This is a genomic window from Clostridium sp. DL1XJH146, from assembly GCF_054819755.1.
The window spans coordinates 53,317-76,869 of record NZ_JBTVVN010000003.1; the positions used below are offsets into that span (position 1 = coordinate 53,317).

General features: G+C 30.2%; 21 protein-coding genes. 6 read left to right on the forward strand and 15 right to left on the reverse strand.

Annotated features, from left to right (window positions below; genetic code table 11):
* Positions 1–115: 115 nt before the first annotated feature.
* Positions 116–1,750, reverse strand: coding sequence for an ABC transporter substrate-binding protein (locus ACVHXK_RS02625; protein WP_461204800.1), 1,635 nt, complete (start codon positions 1,748–1,750; stop codon positions 116–118).
* 71 nt (positions 1,751–1,821) lie between these two features.
* The gene (locus ACVHXK_RS02630; protein ID WP_461204801.1) at positions 1,822–3,006 is read right to left on the reverse strand and encodes a M20 metallopeptidase family protein; all 1,185 of its coding nucleotides are present in this window, start codon (positions 3,004–3,006) and stop codon (positions 1,822–1,824) included.
* A 428-nt stretch (positions 3,007–3,434) separates the two neighbouring features.
* Between ACVHXK_RS02630 and ACVHXK_RS02635 the strand changes: the two genes are divergently transcribed.
* Complete coding sequence (locus tag ACVHXK_RS02635) at positions 3,435–4,595, forward strand: MalY/PatB family protein (protein ID WP_461204802.1); 1,161 nt, start codon at positions 3,435–3,437, stop codon at positions 4,593–4,595.
* An 80-nt stretch (positions 4,596–4,675) separates the two neighbouring features.
* Here ACVHXK_RS02635 and ACVHXK_RS02640 read toward each other — a convergent pair whose 3' ends face one another.
* The 7 genes from ACVHXK_RS02640 to ACVHXK_RS02670 all read right to left on the reverse strand — a co-directional run bounded on the left by ACVHXK_RS02640 (position 4,676) and on the right by ACVHXK_RS02670 (position 11,412).
* Positions 4,676–6,100 (reverse strand): MATE family efflux transporter, encoded by a 1,425-nt coding sequence (locus ACVHXK_RS02640; RefSeq protein WP_461204803.1) that lies wholly within the window; start codon positions 6,098–6,100, stop codon positions 4,676–4,678.
* The gene (locus tag ACVHXK_RS02645; RefSeq protein ID WP_461204804.1) at positions 6,101–7,315 is read right to left on the reverse strand and encodes an aminotransferase-like domain-containing protein; all 1,215 of its coding nucleotides are present in this window, start codon (positions 7,313–7,315) and stop codon (positions 6,101–6,103) included.
* Between the two features lie 62 nt (positions 7,316–7,377).
* A complete protein-coding gene (locus ACVHXK_RS02650) occupies positions 7,378–8,367 on the reverse strand; it encodes an NAD(P)-dependent oxidoreductase (protein ID WP_461204805.1) in 990 nt (329 codons plus the stop codon).
* A 19-nt stretch (positions 8,368–8,386) separates the two neighbouring features.
* The gene (locus ACVHXK_RS02655; protein ID WP_461204806.1) at positions 8,387–9,121 is read right to left on the reverse strand and encodes an amino acid ABC transporter ATP-binding protein; all 735 of its coding nucleotides are present in this window, start codon (positions 9,119–9,121) and stop codon (positions 8,387–8,389) included.
* Positions 9,118–9,792, reverse strand: a complete 675-nt coding sequence (locus tag ACVHXK_RS02660; RefSeq protein ID WP_461204807.1) for an amino acid ABC transporter permease — start codon at positions 9,790–9,792, stop codon at positions 9,118–9,120. Before ACVHXK_RS02660 ends, ACVHXK_RS02655 begins: the two co-directional genes overlap by 4 nt.
* A gap of 52 nt (positions 9,793–9,844) precedes the next feature.
* Positions 9,845–10,546: an amino acid ABC transporter permease gene (locus ACVHXK_RS02665; protein ID WP_461204808.1), complete on the reverse strand. Its 702-nt coding sequence runs from the start codon at positions 10,544–10,546 to the stop codon at positions 9,845–9,847.
* 17 nt (positions 10,547–10,563) lie between these two features.
* Positions 10,564–11,412 (reverse strand): transporter substrate-binding domain-containing protein, encoded by an 849-nt coding sequence (locus ACVHXK_RS02670; RefSeq protein ID WP_461204809.1) that lies wholly within the window; start codon positions 11,410–11,412, stop codon positions 10,564–10,566.
* Between the two features lie 392 nt (positions 11,413–11,804).
* Here ACVHXK_RS02670 and ACVHXK_RS02675 point away from each other — a divergent pair, with 392 nt between their 5' ends.
* On the forward strand, positions 11,805–13,427 hold the full coding sequence (locus ACVHXK_RS02675; protein ID WP_461204810.1) for an amidohydrolase: 1,623 nt from the start codon (positions 11,805–11,807) through the stop codon (positions 13,425–13,427).
* Between the two features lie 125 nt (positions 13,428–13,552).
* Here ACVHXK_RS02675 and ACVHXK_RS02680 read toward each other — a convergent pair whose 3' ends face one another.
* The 3 genes from ACVHXK_RS02680 to yedF all read right to left on the reverse strand — a co-directional run bounded on the left by ACVHXK_RS02680 (position 13,553) and on the right by yedF (position 15,781).
* Positions 13,553–14,698: an aminotransferase class V-fold PLP-dependent enzyme gene (locus tag ACVHXK_RS02680; protein ID WP_461204811.1), complete on the reverse strand. Its 1,146-nt coding sequence runs from the start codon at positions 14,696–14,698 to the stop codon at positions 13,553–13,555.
* Between the two features lie 31 nt (positions 14,699–14,729).
* A complete protein-coding gene (locus tag ACVHXK_RS02685; RefSeq protein WP_461204812.1) occupies positions 14,730–14,996 on the reverse strand; it encodes a DUF3343 domain-containing protein in 267 nt (88 codons plus the stop codon).
* Between the two features lie 197 nt (positions 14,997–15,193).
* Positions 15,194–15,781: a sulfurtransferase-like selenium metabolism protein YedF gene (gene yedF / locus ACVHXK_RS02690; protein WP_461204813.1), complete on the reverse strand. Its 588-nt coding sequence runs from the start codon at positions 15,779–15,781 to the stop codon at positions 15,194–15,196.
* A 330-nt stretch (positions 15,782–16,111) separates the two neighbouring features.
* Here yedF and ACVHXK_RS02695 point away from each other — a divergent pair, with 330 nt between their 5' ends.
* The 4 genes from ACVHXK_RS02695 to ACVHXK_RS02710 all read left to right on the forward strand — a co-directional run bounded on the left by ACVHXK_RS02695 (position 16,112) and on the right by ACVHXK_RS02710 (position 19,659).
* Positions 16,112–16,654: an ECF transporter S component gene (locus ACVHXK_RS02695; RefSeq protein WP_461204814.1), complete on the forward strand. Its 543-nt coding sequence runs from the start codon at positions 16,112–16,114 to the stop codon at positions 16,652–16,654.
* Between the two features lie 28 nt (positions 16,655–16,682).
* Complete coding sequence (locus tag ACVHXK_RS02700) at positions 16,683–17,540, forward strand: pyridoxamine kinase (protein WP_461204815.1); 858 nt, start codon at positions 16,683–16,685, stop codon at positions 17,538–17,540.
* Between the two features lie 324 nt (positions 17,541–17,864).
* Positions 17,865–18,326 carry a MarR family winged helix-turn-helix transcriptional regulator gene (locus tag ACVHXK_RS02705; RefSeq protein WP_461204816.1) on the forward strand — a complete coding sequence of 154 codons (462 nt, stop codon included), beginning with the start codon at positions 17,865–17,867 and terminating at the stop codon, positions 18,324–18,326.
* Positions 18,313–19,659 (forward strand): MATE family efflux transporter, encoded by a 1,347-nt coding sequence (locus ACVHXK_RS02710; protein ID WP_461204817.1) that lies wholly within the window; start codon positions 18,313–18,315, stop codon positions 19,657–19,659. The genes ACVHXK_RS02705 and ACVHXK_RS02710 overlap by 14 nt, the downstream gene beginning before the upstream one ends.
* Before the next feature lie 289 nt (positions 19,660–19,948).
* Here the strand turns inward: ACVHXK_RS02710 and ACVHXK_RS02715 are convergent, their stop codons facing one another.
* The 3 genes from ACVHXK_RS02715 to ACVHXK_RS02725 all read right to left on the reverse strand — a co-directional run bounded on the left by ACVHXK_RS02715 (position 19,949) and on the right by ACVHXK_RS02725 (position 23,469).
* Positions 19,949–20,929, reverse strand: coding sequence for an aldo/keto reductase (locus ACVHXK_RS02715; RefSeq protein ID WP_461204818.1), 981 nt, complete (start codon positions 20,927–20,929; stop codon positions 19,949–19,951).
* Between the two features lie 61 nt (positions 20,930–20,990).
* Positions 20,991–21,959: an ABC transporter permease gene (locus ACVHXK_RS02720; protein WP_461204819.1), complete on the reverse strand. Its 969-nt coding sequence runs from the start codon at positions 21,957–21,959 to the stop codon at positions 20,991–20,993.
* A 1-nt stretch (position 21,960) separates the two neighbouring features.
* A complete protein-coding gene (locus ACVHXK_RS02725; protein WP_461204820.1) occupies positions 21,961–23,469 on the reverse strand; it encodes a sugar ABC transporter ATP-binding protein in 1,509 nt (502 codons plus the stop codon).
* Between the last annotated feature and the right edge of the window lie 84 nt (positions 23,470–23,553).

A 23,553-nucleotide genomic window follows, 5' to 3' on the forward strand; every position in this document is an offset into this window, starting at 1 on the left:
ATTTCTTAATACTTAGTATTAAATAGTCCATAAAAATTATTATGGACTATTCAATATTATCTTCTATTCTTGTTCTATTCTTGTTCTATTCTTGTTCTATTCTTCTATTGTCCTACTATTCTACATCCCATAAATGTAAATCAATATATGTTCCGAAATCTTTTGGTTCACCAACAAGCACTCTTTTATTAACAGCTTTAAGTTGGTTTTGAATGTAAACAGATGGACATGGTAAATCTTCCATAAACAATTCTTGTACATCACTATAAATTTCTTTTTTCTTTTCAATATCAGTTTCATTTAAACCAGCTGTTAATAATTCATCCATTTCTTCACTACTATATTTTGAAATATTAAGATTACCACTAGTTGCTAATGTACCTGAAAGATCTGCATTTGTAGGGTAATTTGGAATTCCTACTATATATATATCAAAATCCCCACTTCTTGCTGTAGATAAACTAGTAACAAAATCATATTTTTGAACATTTATTTTAAGTCCAATTTCAGTAAAGTTAGCTGTAAGAATATCTGCTACTTTCTCACGAACTGCATTACCTGTTGGTACATCAAAATTAATTTCTCTATCAAAATCCCAACCTGCTTCTTCTAATAAAGCTTTAGCTTTTTCAGGGTCATATGATTTTATTTCTATATCTGAGTCTATATATGCACTTGAACCGCAATATGGTAACTCAGTAAATTCTCCGTCACCTTTCAAGAAATCATTTATAATCATATCTCTATTTATTGCGTATGAAAGAGCTTCTCTTACTCTTACATCAGTTATTGTTTCATTATTAATCATTAACGTTTGAACGGTAGTTGCTATACCTTCTGATGTAGCATTTATATTTTCCATACTTTTTACTTTTTCATAATCTTCAAAAGGTATTAGTCCAAGACCTGGGTGGTTCATATCAATTTCTCCACTTTCAAGTTGAACTGTAATATTAGAACCTTGCATGATTTTTAAGTATAACTCGTCTATCTTTGGAGTTCCTTTAAAGAATTCTTCATTTGCTGCAAATTGAACATATTGATCCTTAGCATATGTTACAAGTTTGAAAGCTCCGTTTGTTACAACAGGATTTATCATATTAGTATCTTGATAAAGACTTTCTAAAGCTACACTTTCAAAAATATGTTTAGGCATAGTTTTTAAGTATCTTCCAATATTCTCTTGAACTGAAACAATGTCTACTGGAGCTTTTGTTATAAGTTCAACAGTTTTATCATCAACTTTTACAGCTCCTGCAAAAGTATCTTCGCCAGATTCATTTTTACCATTTTCATTTAAACCTTCAAGTATAGAAAATTTAGATGCTATTGTTGCTGGTACTTCTGGATTAGTTATTAATCCTATAGTAAATATTACATCATCAGCTGTAACAGGAGTACCATCTGTCCAATTAGCGTCTTCATTAATATTAACTGTAAAAGTTTGATTATCTTCAGTCTCAATAGAATCAGCAAGCATTGGTTTATATACCAAATCAGTATCAAGCTCAACTAATGGTAAATATAAAATTCCTGATGCCTCGTTTTGAGATATATCCGTAGATTCTAATGGATTAAATCCACTTGGAGCATTCATAATTCCTATACTAATAATTTTTTTAGTATCACTGGTCCCCTCAGTGTTGCCTCCATTAGTAGCTGTATTTGCTGAATTACCACCACAGGCTACTAGACTTACCGTTGTCAAAATACATAACATTAACGCTACTATCCTTTTTACAATTTTCATAAAACTACATCCCCTTTTTAGTTTATTAATTATAATTCAATTAAATATAAATTAAAATTTATATTTAATTGTTAATTGTTTAAATAATTTAAAGCACACTTAGCCATCACAGCTGATGCTTTATTTAATATATCTTCATCTATATTAAAATTAGCATTATGAAGTTCATTTACTAAAGATTTCTCTTTGTTGTAAGTTCCAACTATAAAAAATGCACTTGGTACTTTATGAGTAAAATAAGAAAAATCCTCAGCTGCCATAGTTGGTTCATTCATTATCACTACCTTATTATTACCTAATATTTCTCTTCCTGCTTTTTCAACAACAGAAACAATTTCATCATTATTTACAACTGCTGGATATCCTTTTCTATAATAAAATTCATAATCTGCACCATTGGCTTCTGTAATACCTTTTATACTTGAGTCCATCATTTCAATTATATTATCCCTGGTTTCCTCATTAAAAGTTCTTACTGTTCCCTCAATATCACTAGTTTGTGGAATTATGTTATGTGCGGAACCAGCATTAAACATACTTACAGTAATTACAGCGGTATCAATAGGATTAATTCTTCTACTCAATATTGCTTGAAAAGCCAAATATACTTGTACCGATATTGAAATAGGATCTATAGATTTGTGTGGCTCTGCTCCATGAGCTCCTTTTCCTTTTATTTTGAGCGTAAACATATCTCCAGCTGCCATCATATCTCCATATTTAACTCCAATTTCACCTGCTTTTATAGATGGCCATACATGAGCTCCTATAGCTGCATCCACCTTAGGATTTTCTAGAGCTCCAGCTTTTATCATTCTTTCTGCACCGCCTATACCTTCTTCTGCAGGTTGAAATAAAAACTTTACATTTCCATGTATTTCTTCTTTCATTTCTGATAATATCATTGCAGCTCCTAATAGCCACGTAGTATGAGCATCATGTCCACAAGCATGCATTTGACCAGCATATTGTGACTTGTACTCTACATCATTTAATTCTTCCATCTTAAGACAATCCATATCTGCTCTTAGTAAAATTGTTTTACCTTCATACTTACCTTTTAATAGTCCAATTACACCAGTTACTCCAACATTAACCTGAACATCTAATCCTAACTCTATTAACTTATTTGCTACAATAGAAGAAGTTCTTTTCTCTTCTAGAGCAATTTCTGGATGGGAATGAATATCTCTCCTTATTTTTATAAGCTCATCTTTAATTTCTTCTGACTTTTCTACAATTCTATTCTCTAACATTTTCACACCTCTAATTTATAATTCATCTCTTAATTAGGTTTATTATCTACTTCTTATTAATTCATTATTTTTTTATATGGCGTTTAACGATTTAATAATTATACCAGTAATTTTTTAACGAATTATTAATTTATATTTATTATATATTGTAATTTAATATTTTGTCAACATAAAAAAATCATTTCTACATATTTATTGTGTTTTTTTAATGAAATCGTTATATAATTAAAATTTTTATAAATATTTTACATTTACTTGAATTATTTTAATATGTATTGTCCATTAATGTAAATTAATGCAATTATATGTTTTAGTTAATATTTTATCACTTTGATATTTTACTCGGCTATATATTAATAATATTGTAATTATATAGGCTTTGTGATATCATTTTTTAACAACACTATATATATTAGGAGATGATTTTAATGAAGTTTAATTTCGATAAAATTACAAATCGGCATAATACAAATTCTGCAAAATGGGATTTAGGAGAAAAAGATCTACTACCAATGTGGGTAGCTGATATGGATTTTGAAACTCCAGAACCAGTAAAAAATGCACTTATAAAAATTGCTGAGCATGGCATTTATGGGTATTCATTTTGTACTGACAAATATTATTCATCAATAATAAATTGGCAAAAGAAAAGAAACAACTGGGATATAAAAAAAGATTGGATAGTATATAGCCCCGGTATAGTTCCCGCTGTAAATATGTTATTAAGATCTCTAACACAACCTGGAGATAAAGTTATAGTACAAACTCCAGTCTATTATCCATTCTTCAAGGCAATAAAAAACAATGGCTGTACTCTCATTAATAATCCGTTAAAATTTGAAGAAGGCAAATACTCTATGGATTTTGTAGACCTTGAAAAGAAAGTGAAGGATCCTAGAGTAAAATTATTGATACTTTGTAGCCCACATAACCCTGTTGGTAGAGTTTGGACAAAAGAAGAATTAACTTCACTAGGTAAAATATGTATTGAAAATGATGTTCTTATCTTATCTGACGAAATTCACTCTGATTTAATATTTAAAGGTAATACCCATACATCTTTTGCTTCTATTTCAGAGGACTTTTCACAAAACTCAATAACATGTATCGCTCCAAGTAAAACTTTTAACCTTGCTGGTCTACAAGTGTCTTCAGTAATTATTCCAAACCATAAAATAAGAAGTAGGTTTACAAATGTTTTGGAAAGTGACAACCTAAACGGACCAAATATATTTGCTATAACCGCTCTTGAAACAGCTTACTCTACTGGTGAAGAGTGGCTTGAAAGTTTATTAGAATATATAGAAGAAAATCTAAAATTTCTTATGGAATTTGTAAAAGAAAAATTACCTCTTGTTGATGTAATTAAGCCTGAAGGTACCTATTTAATCTGGATGGATTTCAGAAAATTGACAAACGACAAAGATGAACTAGAAAAACTAATGCTTGAAAAAGGTAAGATTTGGCTAGATGAAGGATACATTTTCGGTGAAGAAGGAGCATGTTTTGAAAGAATAAATATAGCTTGTCCTCGCTCCACTTTAGAAGATGCTTTACAAAGAATAGAAAAAGCTGTGAAAAATTTATAGATTCTATAATAAATTATAAAGATATAAAATAAGAACAAGAAAATCTCAATAGATTATCTTGTTCTTATTTCTTCAATATTTTATTCTCTAGCTTTTTCTGCAAGTTGCGCAATCATTTTATTATTATTGTTTAATGTTAAAACATAACCTTTACCTAGCCAATCATATCTTTTATAACATACATACATAAATACATAACTAATTACAAAAGAAGTTCCAAGCCCAAACCATACCCCATCAATTCCCATAGTTGTATAAGAAAATGCATAGGCCATAGGCACCCTAAATATCCATAAGGAAATCATACTTAGAATCATACTAAATGCTGTAGCCCCAGCCCCTTGAAATGCACCGACTAGTACCATTCTACAACAAACAAATGCATATCCTCCTGCTAGGCACCAAACATACATCTTGCCCATTTCAATTACAGTTGGATCACTAGAGAATATTCTAAATATTTGTTCTGGCAAAAATAGAATTATTAACGATAAAGACATTATCAAAACAAAAGATGCTTTCAAAGCATAAGAAATACTTTCTTTTACACGCTCTATTTTATTTGCACCTATATTTTGCCCAACTACAGTAGCAAGTGCTTGTTGTATACCACCCGATAGCTGAAACATTGCAGAATCTATTCTATTTCCAATACCATAAACTGCAGAAGCATAGGCTCCAAAACTATTTACTCTACTTACTATTATTATCCATCCTAATGAAATAACAACGTTGGAAAAACTTGCTGGAATTCCAATTTTAACTATACTAGCAGCAAAATCCTTATTAAATGTAACTAATTTTCTCAACTTTAAATTCATTAAATTATCCTTTTTAAAGGTAACATAAAAAAGAAATACAGCTACAATAACTCTAGAAATTACCGTTGCATAGGCAGCTCCTTTTATCCCCATGTAGGGAAATGGCCCTATCCCCAAAATTAAAAACGGATCTAATACAAGATTAAAAATACCCGACAATATGCCAGCAATCATAGGTGTAGTTGTATCTCCTATACCTCTTAACAAAGCACTTAAATAATAAAATACAAACATAAATATCATTCCAATAATTATAATGTAATAATAATCAAGCGCATAAACCATAATCTCCTCAGGGGTTTTCATAAATCTTAAAATAGCTTTTCCAAACAAAAGACTAAATACAACAATACATATACTTAAAGCATTAAATATATTAATTGTTGTATAAGCAACTTCTTCAACATCATCATTTCTACCCGCCCCAAAAAACTGTGAAATAAGCGTGGCTGCCGCTCCAGAAAATCCCATTATAAATGACATTAGTAAAAACACTACAGAAAAAACTATACTTACCGAAGCAACTGCTTCAGTACCATAAGGAAGTTTACTAACCCAAAATGTATCTCCAAAATTATAAAATATCTGAATAAGATTACCAATAATTATAGGATAAGCTAATAGCCATAAATTCTTTTTAATACTTCCTTCAGTCGTATTTATCTTTTTTGCACTTAATATCATCTAACCCACCTTACTTAACTCTTGTTTTTCCATTTCAATTTTTTCTTTAATCATATTAGCTAATATTTTAATACCTTTATCAATCTGCTCGGAATTTTCTTGTGAAAAGCAAAGTCTAATATAATTATTTATATTATCATCCGAAAAAAACATAGTCCCTGGCATATAAGCAACATTATTCTTTAAACTTTCAAAGAACAATTTAGTTGTATCAACATTTTCAGGAAGTTCAAGCCAAATGAACAATCCCCCTAATGGTTTCTCATAAAGAACTTCTTCTGGCATATATTTATCTAAAGCTTCCATCATTAAATTTCTTCTATTCCCATAAAACTCTATTAACTCATCAATTCTTTCTTTTAGATTTATTTCAGCTATATATTTATTTACAATTCTTTGTGTCAATGCACATACATGCATATCTACAGTTTGTTTACACATCAAAATTTTATATTTTATTTCTTCATCTGCATATACCCAACCCACTCTTAAACCTGGTGCTAAAATTTTTGAGAATGTGCCCAAATAAATAACTCTTCCTTCTGTATCAAATGATTTACAAATAGGAACCCCTTCACCATCAAACCTTAACTCTCCATAGGGGTCGTCTTCCACTATAATTACATTATATTTATTAGCTAACTCAACTAATTTTTTTCTTCTTTCTAATGACCATACCCTACCTGTCGGGTTTTGAAAGTTTGATATCATGTATATAAACTTAACTTTGTTTTCACTTTTTAATTTTTTCTCAAGATCATCTATTAACATACCATCTACATCTGAATCTACTGTTACAAAATTGCATTGATAATTTTTAAGTGTATTTAATGCTCCTATATAGGTAGGCTTTTCAATTAATACAGTATCACCTATATCTAATAATATTCTACCTACAAAATCTATACCTTGCTGACTTCCATTAGTCATAACAATTTTATCAGCACTTGCATCAATGCCTCTACTACTCATTATTTTAGCCACATTTTCTCTAAGAGGTAAATACCCGTCACTATCATTGTATGAAAGTGCCATCACTCCTTCTTCAGAAGATAAAATCTCCTCTGCTATTGAAGACAATTCTTTATTTGGTAAACATTCACTATCAGGGCAGCCAGCTGCAAATTTTATTGTAGATGGTGTGAACAACTTCCACGCACTTCTTAATATTGAAGGCTCTACTATACCAGCTCTTTCAGAAAATTTAAAATCCATTAGATGAATCCTCCCTCTTACCATTTATATTATAAATATACACATTATTTAAAATTAAATTGTTACTCTATTACATTAATCATTTTCCTTTTATCGGGATAATATTTAATGTTTTCTATTATTATATCTTTTATTTTTTGGAAGGTATGTTCGGAAATCCAGGCTTGGTGTGGTGTAACAATTAAATTTTTTGTATCCCAAAGCTTACTAGCATTGGGTAATGGTTCTAATGATGCTACATCTATTGCCGCTCCTCTTATAATTTCACTATTTAAGGCTTCCTCTAAATCATCCTCATTTACAACCTCACCACGACTCACATTTATAAAATATGAACTTTCTTTCATAGATTTAAAAAACCTCATATTACATAAATCTAGAGTGTCTTTATTAAGCGGGAATGCACATACTACATAATCACACTTTTTAAGCATTGGATATAGCATATCCCCATTCATTATAAAATCAAAGTTAGGAACACTTCTCCCAGATTTATTATATCCATAAACTTTCATATCAAAAGCCTTTGTCCTTTTAGCTATTTCCATACCAATAGCACCAGTACCTAGTATTCCTATAGTTTTATTGAATAATGAAAAAGTGCTCTCACCAAATATTCTTAAGTCTTCTTTTATATTCCCAGTCAAAGGTTTTTTCCGATATGCTTGCCATTTCTTTTGTTGTTGTTGCTTAAAATATTGATAAGAATTTCTTGAAAGCATAAGCATCTTAAGAATTACGTCTTCTGCAATAAAAATATTATTACAACCTTTACTGTTTGTTAATATTATCCCTTTTTTTCTAATAGTATGTAAATGAGCACCATCATACCCAACTCTACCAACATGAATCCATTTCAAATTGATTCCTGCCTCAATTACCTCTTTTGTTATTCTTTTCGGGTCTTCTTCTATCCATATATCATAATCAGACATAACAGATTTATAATAAGCTTCATTACTGTCTGCCTTATCAATAGATGTAATATTTAAATCATACTTTTCCATTGAAATAGGCAGCTCAGTAATGGGAATATTAGATAAAATTTTCATTCTTATTCTCCTATAGTATTTATGCTGTAATTCTCTTTAAAAATTCCTGTGTACGATTGTGTTGTGGCTTAGTTAATATAAACTCCGGCTTACCTTCTTCTACAATAATTCCACCATCCATAAATATAACTCTGTCTGCTACTTCTCTTGCAAAACCAATTTCATGTGTTACAACAATCATTGTAATTCCTTCATCGGCAACTTTTCTTATAATATCTAAAACTTCACCCACTAACTCTGGGTCTAATGCTGATGTTGGTTCATCAAAAAGTATTACTTCAGGATTTAATGCTAAAGCCCTTGCTATTCCAACCCTTTGTTGCTGTCCACCTGATATTTGACTCGGATACGAATCTACTTTATCGGCAAGACCTACTTTTTCTAATAAAGCTAAACTTTTCTTTCTCGCTTCTGCTTTAGGCATTTTTTGTACAATCAATAGTCCTTCCATAACATTTTCTAAAACTGTTTTATTCTTAAATAAGTTATAATGTTGAAATACCATTGCTGTTTTCTTTCTAATTTCATAAATATCTTTTTTACCTATACCTTTGAAATTTTTCACAAAGCCATCTATTCCAATCACGCCGTCATCTGCTTTTTCTAAAAAATTTAGGCATCTAAGCAAAGTTGTTTTACCTGAGCCACTAGGTCCTAATATTACAACTACCTCTCCTTTTTTTATTGTTAAATCTACGCCTTTAAGAACTGTATGTTTCCCAAAAGTTTTATGAATATTTTTTATCTGAATCATGCTAATCCTCCTTTATTATAAATGTTAACTTTTTTCTCTAAAACTACAGAAGCTTTTTCAATTAATATACATAACATCCAATACATAATCGCACAGGCTATATAAGCCTCAAGAAAATTATAATTTTTTGTAGCAGAAGCCTTTGCCATTCCTGTTATCTCTACAAGTGAAATTGTAAAAGCAATAGACGAACCTTTTAAAAGTTCAATTAGCATACTACACAGCATAGGAATACTTATCCCTAAAGCTTGTGGCAATATTATTCTTTTAAGCGCTTGTGGAGTTGTCATTCCCACTGAATGACATGCTTCAAGTTGTCCTGGTTCTACTGCCATTATACCCGAACGTATTATTTCAGACATATAAGCACCCGCGTTGATAGAATAAGCTATCAATGCAAATACAATGATTGGAATTTGATTTGATCTAAAAGCCCAACCATTCTTTGCAGCTAAATTATCAAAAACTAAAGGAATCGCATAATAAACAAGTAATAATTGGAGTAATAACGGAGTTCCTCTAACAAAAGAAACATAAAAATCAGCAATTGGAGATAAATATTTAACTTTGAACAACCTTATCGTTGCAACAATTATACCTATTAGTAATCCTACAACCATTGCAACAATAGTTATCTCAAGAGTAAGAGGTAAAGCTTGCAGAATTTTCAAAAATGCCACCCATATAAATTTGTAATCAAGTTGAATTCCCACTACACATCACCTACCCCTTTGCCAAATGTTGTTCATGCTTTGTTATCCTAAATTCAAATATAGATAATCCCTTTTGGATAAATATACAAACTACATAATATATAATTGTAAGCCCTATATATATTTCAAGATAATGATAATTCAAGTTACCTAGTGCACTAGCTCTTCCAACCATATCAACCACCCCTAGCATAAAAGCTAGGGAGGTTTCTTTTAAATATGAAATTAACAAATTTGTAAAATTTGGTATAGCCACAATTAGAGCCTGAGGAATTATAATTCTGATAAATACTTGATATGTTTTCATCCCTACAGAATAAGCTGCTTCTTTTTGCCCATTATCTACACTATTAATAGCGCCTCTAATTATTTCTGCTAAAAATGCACCAATACCTAATGCGTAAGCAATTATTACAAAAACTATTTCCGATACACCTGAAACATCAATATTAATCATTTGCAATAGTATAGGTAATCCATAATAAACTAAAAACAACTGTATTATTGTAGGTGTACCTCTCATAAATGATATATAAACTACAGATAATTGATTTAATACCGGAACATTGAGTATTCTAAATGAAGCTACTATAGAAGCTAAGACTCCACCTAATAATATGGCACCTATCAGTATTCCTAGTGTTATAGGAAAGAATTTCAATAAATCTGGTAAAAATTCAACTATCAACTTTGGATCAAAATAGCTACCCATTATTATTTCATCCCCTTCTATTTATCTAGATATTTTGTATAATCTTCACCTAACCATTGTTCAGATATTTTACTTAATGTACCGTCTTCCATCATAGAATTAACCGCTTCTTCTACTTTTGCTTTTAACTCAGCTGCCTCTTCACTATCTTTTTGGAAAACATGATAAACAGCATTTGCCATTACTGGTTCTCCAACACATTTCAAATCAATACCTAAACTTTCATTTACTGATTCAGCTTCACTTTTTGTGTATAAAGTAGCAACAGCTCTTCCTGAAGTTAATTGATTTACTATTTCATTTGAAGTACCCGTACTTGCAAGAACTATTTCAATAGCATCTCCATTTGCTGCATTATACTCATCTGCAAATGCTTGTTGATTTGTTGATGCAGAAACAATAAGTGCTTTACCTTCTAAATCTTTCATTGTTTCAATTCCTTCAGTATCACCCATTGTAGTTATATAGCTTGGGAAAGTATTATATGCTGCATCTGAGAAGAGAAACTTAGCCATTCTATCTTCATTTCTTTCAACTTCTAAAGCAATCATATCGATTTTTCCACTATCTAAACTTAAAAATAAATTACTAAATTCCATTCCTTTATATTCGAATTCTACATCCTCAATACGTTTATCTATTTCTTTAGCAATATCTACATCAAAACCTATTAACTCATTATTTTCATCTAAGTATCCCCATGGTTTAGAAGCATTTGTTACCCCTACTAAAACTGTTTTTACTTCTGTCTCATTAGTTTCCCCATTATTTGATGTATTTTCTGATGCATTATTTGCACCATTTCCACAACCTACTCCTAATATTAAAACTCCCACCATTAACAAACTAATTAAAATTCTTTTCATATGCAACCTCCCCATTTTTTTGATACTTCTTTTACAAATCATTTCAATACTTTTAATACTTTTTAATTTTTAAATATATTTCTGTTTTTATTGATAGATTAATAATATTTACCGGTTATTATTATCAATCTGTTAAATTATTAATATTTTAGTCTTTTTCTATTTAAAAGTCAATACCTAATTATCAATTTATTAAAATATTATACATTTTATTGATAACTTGTTAAAACAGTTAACCTTTACATATTATTTTGTTAATATTCACCCTCTTATTTTATTATTTAGGTGTATTGTTCTATCTTTTTTTGCTACTTTCATTTATAATAATTTTAATATTTTAAATTAAAGATTTATCATCGGTCTTTAAATTTCATTATTAAAAGGAGAATAATATGGATTTAATACTTATTAATGGTAAGATTATTACGATGGATATTAATAATCCAAAAGTAGAAGCTGTGGGGATAAAGAACGGTAAATTTTCAAAAGTTGGTACTACTGAACAACTTTTACCTTTAAAAACACCAAACACTAGAATTATCGATTTAAATGGGAAAATGCTAGTACCAGGATTTAATGATAGCCATATGCACCTAATTAATTATGGCTACAGTTTGCAAATGGTAGATTTAAAAGAAGCTAAATCTCTTGAAGACCTAATAACCCTAACAAAAGAATTTATTTCAAAGTCTAAATTAACAAATGAACAATGGATAAATGGACGAGGGTGGAATCAAGACCATTTCTCTAAAAAAGACTTTCCAACAAGATATGATTTAGATAATATATCTACTGAATATCCTATATGCTTAACTAGAGCTTGTGGTCATATATTAGTAGTTAATAGTAAAGCTTTAGAATTATCAAATATTAATAAAACTACTCTTCAAATAGAAGGTGGCAAATTTGATGTTGATGAACAAGGTAACCCTACCGGTATTTTCAGAGAGAAATCTACAAATCTTATTTATTCGAAAATACCTTCACCAACTAAAGAAGAAATCAAAGAAATAATAGTAAATGCATCAAATCATGCTCTTAAACAAGGTATAACTTCTATACAAACTGATGACTTCGAGTCTCTTCCAGGTATAACCTTTGATGAAATAATCAATGCCTATACTGAGCTAAAAGAAAATAAAGAATTACCAGTTAGAATTTATGAACAATGCCTATTACCTCACATTACTAAGCTAAATAAATTCATAGACCTCGGATACAAAACAGGAGATGGTGATGAATTTTTCAAGATTGGACCTTTAAAACTATTAGGAGATGGTTCTTTAGGAGCAAGAACAGCCTATTTGACTGAACCTTATAATGATGATCCTTCCACAAGGGGTATATCAATATTTACTCAAGAAGAGTTAGACCAATTAATTATTAAAGCTCATAATTCTAATTTGCAAATAGCTGTCCATTGTATTGGAGATAAAATAATGTATATGGTTTTTGACAGCTTTAAAAAGGCTCAAAAACAAAATCCTAAAAAAGATGCTAGACATGGTATCGTACATTGTCAAATTACTGATAAAACTTTATTAAACAAATTCAAAGAACAAAATGTGCATGCATATATTCAACCTATATTCTTAGACTATGATCTTCACATTGTAGAAGATAGAATCGGAAAAGAAAAAACAAAAACAAGCTACAATTGGAAGGAACTTTTCAATAAAAATATTTCTATTTCATTTGGTTCTGATTGTCCTGTGGAGCCTTTCGATGTATTACCCGGAATCTACTGCGCAGTAACGCGAAAAGATCTGAAGGGATACCCTAAAAGTGGATGGCTCCCTGATCAAAAACTGACAATTGACCAGGCTTTATTTGGTTTTACTTTAGGCGGTGCTTTTGCTTCTTTTGAGGAGAATATAAAAGGTTCTATTGAGATTGGTAAATTAGCAGATATGGTTGTACTATCGGAAGATATCTACTCAATATCTCCTGATAAAATTAAAGATGTATTAGTTGAGATGACTTTTGTAGAAGGAAATCTAGTTTACAAGAAATAACATTTAATTCTTTTGAAAGTAAATTCTTAATAAATTATAAAAATATCCACAGTTTATTGTTAAATATATTCACTATTAACAATAAACTGTGGATATTACGTTCAATATCTTATTTAATTAATATATTACTTTGCTATTTCTTTAATAGCTTCTGCTGCCTTAAGTATATCTTCTTCATTATTAAAATATCCAAAACTCATTCTTACAGTTCCACTTTCCAACGTACCAATAGTTTTATGCGCAAGTGGTGCACAATGCAATCCTGAGCGAGTGCAAATATCAAATTCATCATCTAATCTATAAGCTGTTTCAGATGAATCCATACCCTTAATATTAAAAGATATAACAGCTCCTTGTTTATCTGTATCTCCTACCCCGTATACTGTTACTTCATCTATTTTTTTAAGCTCTTCTAACATAAGTTTTGTTAATTTAGCTTCGTGCTCTCTTATTTTAGTAGGTGTAGTTTTCATTACAAATTGAATACCAGCACCTAGTCCCACAATACCAGGGGTATTTAAAGTTCCGCTCTCATAATAGTCAGGCATAATAGTTGGTTGTACTACTTCTTCTGATTTACTTCCTGTTCCGCCTTCTTTAAGAGATTTTAGCTCTAACCCCTCTCTTATATACAAAAGACCTGTACCTTGTGGTCCCATTAGTCCTTTATGTCCAGCCATAGCAAGCAAATCTATTTTCATCTCTTCTACATCAATATCATAAACGCCTGCTGTCTGAGATGCATCTACCATAAATAACAAATTATGTTTTTCACATATTTCACTAACTTCTTTTATAGGTAAAATTGTTCCTGTTACATTAGAACCATGTGTAATACATATAAGCTTAGTATTATCACAAATAGCTTTTTCTATATCTTTTATGTCAATTTCACCTTTACTATTGCAGTAAACAATAGTATTAGTAACTCCATTCTCTTTCAAATGATTTAAAGGTCTTATTACAGAGTTATGTTCCATGCTTGAAGTAACTACATGATCACCATCTTTTAATATACCTTTTAGAGCTAAATTCAAAGCATCCGTTGCATTGCTAGTAAAAATAACTCTCATAGGATCTTCAATATTAAATAATTCTGCCGCAAGTTCCCTAGTATTATAAATTTCTCTACCTGCCTTTAGTGCAAGTTTATGTCCCGCTCTACCAGGATTTGCACAGTATTCTCTCATGCAAGTTTCCACTGCTTTATACACTACTTCCGGCTTTGGAAAAGAAGTAGCTGCATTATCTAAATAAACTATACCTTTCACCCTCTTTTGAAAAAACAATTTCTAATTACAATTATATGATTTGACTTATTTCTCTTTTACCTTCAGTTTTTTCTTCACTTAAACTATAAAGCCCATAAGGTATTTTTACCTCTTTTAGAACATTTATTATCTCTTCAATATCTAACGAAAATATTTTAATTGACAGTCCGCAGTTTCTAGTAATCTCTCTAGGTGTAGGAATAACTGCAATCTTAAAATATTTTTGGAGTAATTTTTCTGTTTTTATAGCATGACTCGTAGAATCAAATGAAACTACGTAAAAAATTTTACTATTCATCTTTCCACCCTTTTTTAAAAAACAGAGTGCAATTTGCAGAGTGCAAGTGCAGTTAATTAAATAAAGATTTTCTGAGGAACGAAGAAAATCATCCTTAATTGTGCATTGTACATTGTGCATTGTGCATTTGTTTTCTTATAATTATGCATTGTGCATTGTGCATTGTGCATTTGTTTTATTATAATTGTGCATTGACATTATATCTTTATAGTATTAGTAGCTCCATTAAGTTTTTCCACAATAGTATACATATTAGAAACACTTCCAATAGCTAATTTATCAGCTAATTCATAAAAGTTAAGACAAGTACCACAAGATAAAATTTCTACGCCTTCTTCTTCTAATTTCTTTAAACTATCTAAAACCGGAGAATCTTCAACAGTTAAATTCACACCGCTGTTAATAAATAAAAGAGTCTTTGGTCTAGGGTCAACTTCTGTAAGAGCATAAACATATCCTTTCATTAAATTAACTCCCAATTCTCTTGCTCCTGTACCTAATTCATCTGATGTAATTGCAATCACTAAATTTTCTTCGTTCTGTGAAGCATTATCTTCTTCTGCTACTACTTCTTTAGTAATAGTTACATGAAATAATTCGCCCTCTACTTTATTACTTACTTCAAAATTTTGGCTCTTTGCAAACTTTAATAAATTCTGAACAGCAATTTCATTATCCACTATAGTAGTTACCTTTCCTTCTTTTATAGCGTCAATTGCCTTTTTAGTTTCAATTATTGGTCTTGGACAATCTAATCCCACTGCATTAACAATTTTATTTTCCACAAAATTCACTCCTTTATAATAACTAATACCTATTCATATATAAAATCTCAACAGTATTATTTTATCATAAAATATAGAAATATTATTATATATAGCTATCCTTACATCTTTGTATTAATATTCTCTATAGAATAAAAATAATTATTATAAATCTTTATAATTAAAGCTATTCCTTATAGAAATTTAATCTATGCTTGCAAAGAATCTTTAATACCCATGCTATTGTACCCATACAATTGACAATTTTATAATATGCAATATAATAACAATATCTTTAGAATTATGGGAAAAGTTTCTTGTTTGAAGTTTTAAGAAAAAGGAGTAGTTTAAATGGAAAAAAATCTCAATGTTTTCAAACTTGTTATAATAAGTCTAATGGCAGCTATTTGTTATGTATGTACTTGGATACACATACCTATTTCAATAGGTGGATTTAATAGTATGATACATCTAGGGACTACAGCCATATTCATAATAGCAATAATCATTGGAAAAGATGCTGGCATTGCAGCTGCAATTGGTATGAGTCTATTTGATATAATGGATCCTGCTTTCGCTTTTTGGGCTCCATTTACATTTGTGATAAAAGGTTTAACGGGATATGTTGTAGGCTGGATTGCTTTCTCTAATAATAATAAAGGTAACAATCTACTTACAAATATTATAGCCTTTGTTGCTGGTGGCTTAGTTTCTTTATTAGGATATTTTGCAGCAGGAGTGCTCATCTATCAAAGTGTTGCAATTTCATTTGCTCACTCTTCAACTTCTGTAATTACTACAATTATAGGCATTTTAGTAACAATACCTCTTTCAAAAGTTATAAAAAAACTTATGCCTAAAAGTATTACTGTAAAATTACAAGAACGCTTATAAGATAATTTTTTAAGAAAAGAGGATACTAATGAATACAAACAATGGAAACATAAAAAAACTTGCAGCTATACATGCTTCTTGTGGCTTTGGCCGAGCATCTTTAGGCATAATTACTCCTATATTATCCTCTATGGGTATTCAAGTTTGTCCTTCACCAACAGCAGTGCTTTCTTCCCATACTGGATTTGCCAATGTTAGTTATATAGATTTAACAGGCACTCTAGAAAACTATTTTAATCAATGGTATAAACTCAATATCTCTTTTGACTGTATATACAGTGGCTTTTTATCAACTCCAAATCAAATAGATATTATTTCTAATTATATAAAACTTGTTAAAAATAATACCAATCTTATAGTTATAGATCCTGTTATGGGTGACAACGGCAATCTTTATAGAACAATTAATATAGATATGGTAGAAAAAATGAAGAATTATATCAAATTAGGTGATGTAATTACTCCTAATTATACTGAAGCTGCACTCTTGTTAGGTAAAGATTATAACAGTAATATATCGCTTCAAGAAATCAAAAAATGGGCAATTGCCTTATCATCTTTTGGACCTAAATATGTAATAATAACTTCAGTGCCTGATGACGATGTTACTTACACAAATATACTTATGTATAATAAAATTAGTAACACTTTTTATATAAAAAGAATCAAAAAAATTCCTATCAGTTATCCTGGTACCGGCGATGCATTCACTTCTATACTTATAGGTTGCATTCTATATGGGCTCACTTTTGAAAAATCAATAAATATTAGTTCTGACTTTTTATCAAAAGTAATAAAGGAAAGTATGAAAAGTAATCTACCAACTAAAGAAGGAATATTAATCGAAAAATATTTACCTACATTATGTAATTCAATTATAAAATAGCATAATTCTATAACAAAAATCTCTTATATCTAAATCAGGAGATTTTTATTAATTAAGGTTAATTTAAGAATACTATATTATTATATAAACATACCAATTGAAAATCCCTTAACAGAATAGTTAATTAAAATAATTAATGCACTAAAAAGTCTCCTACTCCCCCTTGGAAACTTTTTAGTGCATTAACTTTTATTTTAATCAAATCATAAATTCCTAGTAATCAATAATATGTTGACTAAATATATATTGGGCCATATTAATTGCTATCACAATCAATTCATGTTATTATAATTGCTATAGCAATTAATTTAAAGGAGTAAACTTATGAAGGAACAATCAATCGGTCAATATATCTCATCAATTTACAGACATCAAAGCATATTAATAAATAATAGCTTTCAAAAATACGGCTTTGGATGTGGTCAATATATTTTTCTACTCAATATTTTTCAAAATGAAGGTATCAATCAGAAAAACTTAAGTGAAAACGTAAAAATTGATAGAGCTAATACAAATAGGGCTATAAAAAAATTAGAACAATTGGGTTATATATATACTTTAGAAGATAAAGAAGATCGTAGAAATCATAAATCCTATTTAACCGAAGAAGGAAAAAATTTAGTTCCTATACTAAAAAAAGAATTACTAAATATTACTGAAATAATGTCCACAGGTATATTTGAAGATAAAAGAGAATATCTATTTGAGTCTCTTGAACAAATAAATACAAATGTACAGCAATGTGTAAATAAGCTGAGAGAGGAAAAATCAAATGAAATCAAATAATCGAATTATTCTAACAGAAGGTAGTATAGGCAAAATTCTAAAGGATTTAACTTTACCTATGATATTTGGTATCTTAGGAATTGTAGCCTTCAATCTAGCTGATACTTATTTCGTTGGTAAACTAGGAACAATTCAAATGGCCGCTTTAACCTTCACTTTTCCTGTAATATTAGTAATTAATAGTCTAAATCATGGCATTGGTATAGGTACTTCTGCTGCTATTTCAAAGGCTGTTGGAGAAAATCAAAAGGATAGAGTAATACGTCTTTCAACTCATAGCTTAATCTTAGGAGTTATCGTTGCACTAACAGCCATCATAATAGGTGAATTAACTATTGAACCTCTCTTCCGTGCTCTAGGTGCTGATGAAGCTACACTCCCATATATTATTGATTATATGACAATCTGGTATGCAGGTGTACCCTTTATAGTTATCCCAGTAGTTGGAAATAACGTAATAAGAGCTTTAGGCGATACAAAAACACCAAGTTTTGTAATGTTAGTCGCTGCTAGTATAAATATTGTATTAGATCCATTACTAATAATGGGTATCGGAATATTACCAGAATTAAATGTATCTGGAGCTGCTTTAGCTACGGTAATTTCAAGAGCATTTACATTCTGTGTAGCCTTGTATATATTGATAGTAAGAGAAAAAGTTGTTTCTCTGCATAATATTAAACTTAAAGAAGTTATAGAATCATGGACAAGCATACTATTCATCGGAATACCAAATGCCATAGCAAGAATGGTAATCCCTATAGGCGTAGGAATAATAACAGGTTTAATTGCCACTTTAGGAACAGAAACTGTAGCTGGCTTTGGAATTGCTACTAAAATTGAGTATTTCGCCATTGCAATAATTAATGCACTAGCCTCAGTACTACCTGTATTTGTAGGCCAAAATTTTGGAGCTAAGAAAATCAGTAGGATTAAAGAAGCCATTGTAATAAGTGAAAAATTCTCTTTAATATCAGGAATAATAATATATATTGTTTTAGCTATTTTAGCAAGACCTATATCATATTTATTTACAAAAGATGCCTTAGTTTCAAATACTATAGTTACGTATTTTAGAATTGTTCCGCTAGGCTATGCCTTCCAAGGAATGCTACTTATAATTAACGGTTCATTAAATGCTATACACAAACCCTTTAAAGCAGCTTCTATAAATTTAATACAGATGCTTGCTATCTATGTCCCATTAGCTATAATCACTTCAAAGCATTTTGGCATAGTTGGTATTTTCATTTCATTAGTTTCATCTTATTTTATTGTGGGAGTAATAGCCCACATTATCATCCATAAAGATATTGAAAAACTAGCTAATTAAGTATCAAGTAGAAAGCAAACCATCATTTTATTTAACTTTTACTCACACCATCGTACATGCCATTTTGTATACGGCAATCCATTATGATAATTTGACTTTCTTATACTGTGAAGATAAACTTATAAAACCATAACTAATCAATCTTTGATTAGTTATGGTTTTATGTGGCATTGAACTATTAGGTATTTTCCCATTCAATTCCCTTCTTATCCAACCATCAATTTCTTTAAATGTATCTCCACATTTGTTTTAAAAATATTTATTTTAAATGGCGCCGACTTAAACTCTTCTATAAATTTTCAAAAGGTTTTAATACTTCTCCAATCTCAGCCATTGTTTCTTCTGAAATATCCCAAGTAGTAGAATGTACATTCTTTTCTAGTTGAGAAATTGAAGATGCTCCCCCAATAATAGAAGTAACTTCTGGCTTTTGTCTTAACCAGTTTAGTGCTATCTCATTCATTGGTCTTTCAATCTTCTCTGCGATTTTTGCTAATTCAAGTGTAGCATTATAATACGTATTAAAAGCTTCCCCTTTTAACTTAGGATTTGCATTACGAATATCTTTTTCTGAAAAATTTCTACCTTTTGTAAACTTACCAGTGAGCAGGCCTTGGAACAATGGACTATATGGTAAAAATGCTTGTCCATGTTCTTTTACCATTGGTAATATTTCTTTTTCTGTCTTATATTCTAACGGAATATTATGATAGCTATCAGTATTTCTTTCTAACATATTATATAGTACTTGCTGTGAATTAATTTCAATCATAGACATAAAAGTTTCAACATCTTCTTTAGAATAATTAGTCAAGCCAACATATCTTATTTTCCCTGCTTTTTTTATTTCTTCCAGTGCACTTACAGTCTCCTCTATTGGAGTGTTATGATCTGGCCAATGTAATTGATAGACATCAATGTAATCAGTTTGTAATCTGGTTAAACTATCATCAATTTCTTTCAAAATACTTTCTTTTGTAAGGTTATTTGTTGTTTCGTGTTTTTCATTCCATAACAAACCACATTTAGACGTTAGAATTATCTTTTCTCTCTTTCCGCCCTTTAATGCTTTTCCTAGAATAGTTTCTGAAGTACCCCAACCATAAACAGGTGCTACATCAAATAAATTGATTCCTGCATCTATTGCTGCATGTACAATATTAATAGAATTTTTTTCTTCTGAAGAATCCCAATCACCACCAAAATTCCAACAACCAATTCCTATAGCAGATATTTCTTCTTTTATTTTATCAACTTTTTTATATAACATTTTAAATTCCTCCTATAAATTTCTATTTGAACTTATCAAATATGCTTAAATATTATTACAATTATTTTCTTAATTTATCTAGTAAAACTGCAATTACAATTAAAGAACCAATAATAATTTCTAAGATAAATGAATTGACACCAAGCAGCGTACCACCTTGTCTTAGTGTAGCCATAATCATAGCACCTAAAACTGTACCAATTACACTTCCTTCACCACCATCTAAACTTGCGCCCCCTACTACTGCCGCTGCTATCGCATCTAGCTCATACCCAGTCCCTGCAGTAGGCACTCCATTTCCTAATCTTGAAGCTAATAAAATACCCGCAATACTACATACTATCGCTGAAAAAACATAGACTCCATAGGTTGTTTTTCTTATATTAATACCACTTAATCTAGCTGCTTCTTTGTTACTACCTACAGCATAAATATTTCTTCCGAATATTGTTTTCTTAGTTATAAATGAAGCCACTATAATAACTACAATCCATGATACAAATAAAAACGGTAATCCTAAAACACTAAACTGAGCTATACTCTTAAAATCATCCGGTAAACCCGAAATCATCTTTGCTCCAGTAAGTAGCATAATAAGTGCCCTTATAACTGTCATTGTTCCCATAGTTGCAATAAATGGTGGTACTTTACCATCATGTACTAAAACACCATTTAACAAACCTACTAAAGAACTTAATGCTATTGCTATAATAATAGTAATCCATATAGGCATACCAGCAATTAAACCCATAGCTGTAATTACACCAGATAAACCAACTACAGAACCAACAGATAAATCAATACCTGCAGACGTAATTACAAAAACCATTCCAATTGCAATAATTCCATATATAGAAGTTTGTCTTACTAGGGTTTTCAAACTATTCATAGTTAAAAATACATCAGATGACAAAGCAAATACAACAAACAAAAGAAACAAAACACCAACTAGAAAAAATTCTGTTTTAAGCCCACCTTTAAATACTTTTAATCCATTCTTTTTATTTTTTCCCAATGCACTCTCACTCATTTTATTCTCCTCCATTCATACCAGAAGCATATTTTATAATTTTTTCTTCATCAAATTCATCTCTATTTAAAATGCCCATTTGTTTACCTTCATACATAACAAGCATACGATCTAATAATCCCATAACTTCAGGCAAATAAGAAGAAATAATAATAATTGTTTTACCTTCTTTTACTAAGCTCTCAAATACTTTATATATTTCTGTTTTAGCTCCAACGTCAACCCCAACTGTTGGTTCATCAAAAATAAAAATATCACTGCCCATAGCAAGCCACTTTGAGATAACAACCTTTTGCTGATTTCCACCAGAAAGATTTTTAACTAATTGGTTTACAGAAGGTGTTTTAATCCGTAAAATTTTACGATATTTCTCTGCAACTTCTATGCCTTTTTTATTATCAATAATTCCATATTTCGATATATTATCAATTGCTACCATGCTAGTATTAACTGCAATAGAAAGTCCTAGTGCTATACCTTGTTCTTTTCTATCTTCTGGCAACAATGCAATTCCCGCATTTATACCTTCCTTTGGAGTTTTGAACTCCGCCAACTTTCCATTCAAAGTTACATTCCCACTATCCTTTAAATCAGCGCCAAAAATACTACGTACTATTTCAGTTCTTCCAGATCCAACTAACCCAAACATACCAAAAATTTCTCCGCGTCTTACATCAAAATTAATATTTTTAAAATCCTTGCCTCTAGTTAAATTTTCTACTTTAAGTACCACGTCTTTAGGTTTTACTCTTTCAATACCATACATATCCTCAACATCTCTACCAACCATTTTTGCTATTAATTCGTCTTCATTTGTTTTATTTGTATCTAATGTGTCTACTTTTACTCCATCTTTAAATACAGTTGCTCTATCACAAATATTAAAAATTTCTTCCATTCTATGAGAAATATAAATTATACCAACATTTTTTTCTTTCAGCATTTTAATAATCTTAAATAATTGCTCTGTTTCATCATTGGTAAGTAAGGCTGTTGGCTCATCAAATATAACTAATTTTGCTCTCTGGTAAACTATCTTTCCTATAGCAACCATTTCTTGTTGAGCTATTGACAGCGTACTGACAATTGCTTTTGGATCTATATGAATTTCAATAGAATCCATGATTTCCTTTGTTTCTCGATACATTTTTTCATAATCTATAAGCCCTAACTTAGTCTTAGGCAATTGTCCCATAAAAAAGTTTTCTGCAACAGATAATTGCAATGCTAAATTAACATCTTGATAAACTGCTGCTAATCCTAGAGCCTGTGCTTGCAATGGAGATTTTATATCTATTTTCTTCCCCTCAACAAAAACTTCTCCTGCTGTTTTAGTATAAACACCCATTAAAATTTTTATAAAGGTTGATTTCCCTGCTCCATTTTCTCCAACTAATGCATGAACTTCACCAGCCCTAATATCCAAATCTACACTAGTCAAAGCCTTAACCCCTGGGAATTCTTTTGTTATCCCCTTCATTTCTACTACATTTTTATATTGTAAAGGCATGGTCATCCTCCTAACATACTTTACCAATTATTGTGGATGTAGAAACTTTATCTACATCCACTAAATGTTCTCATCACTAAATCC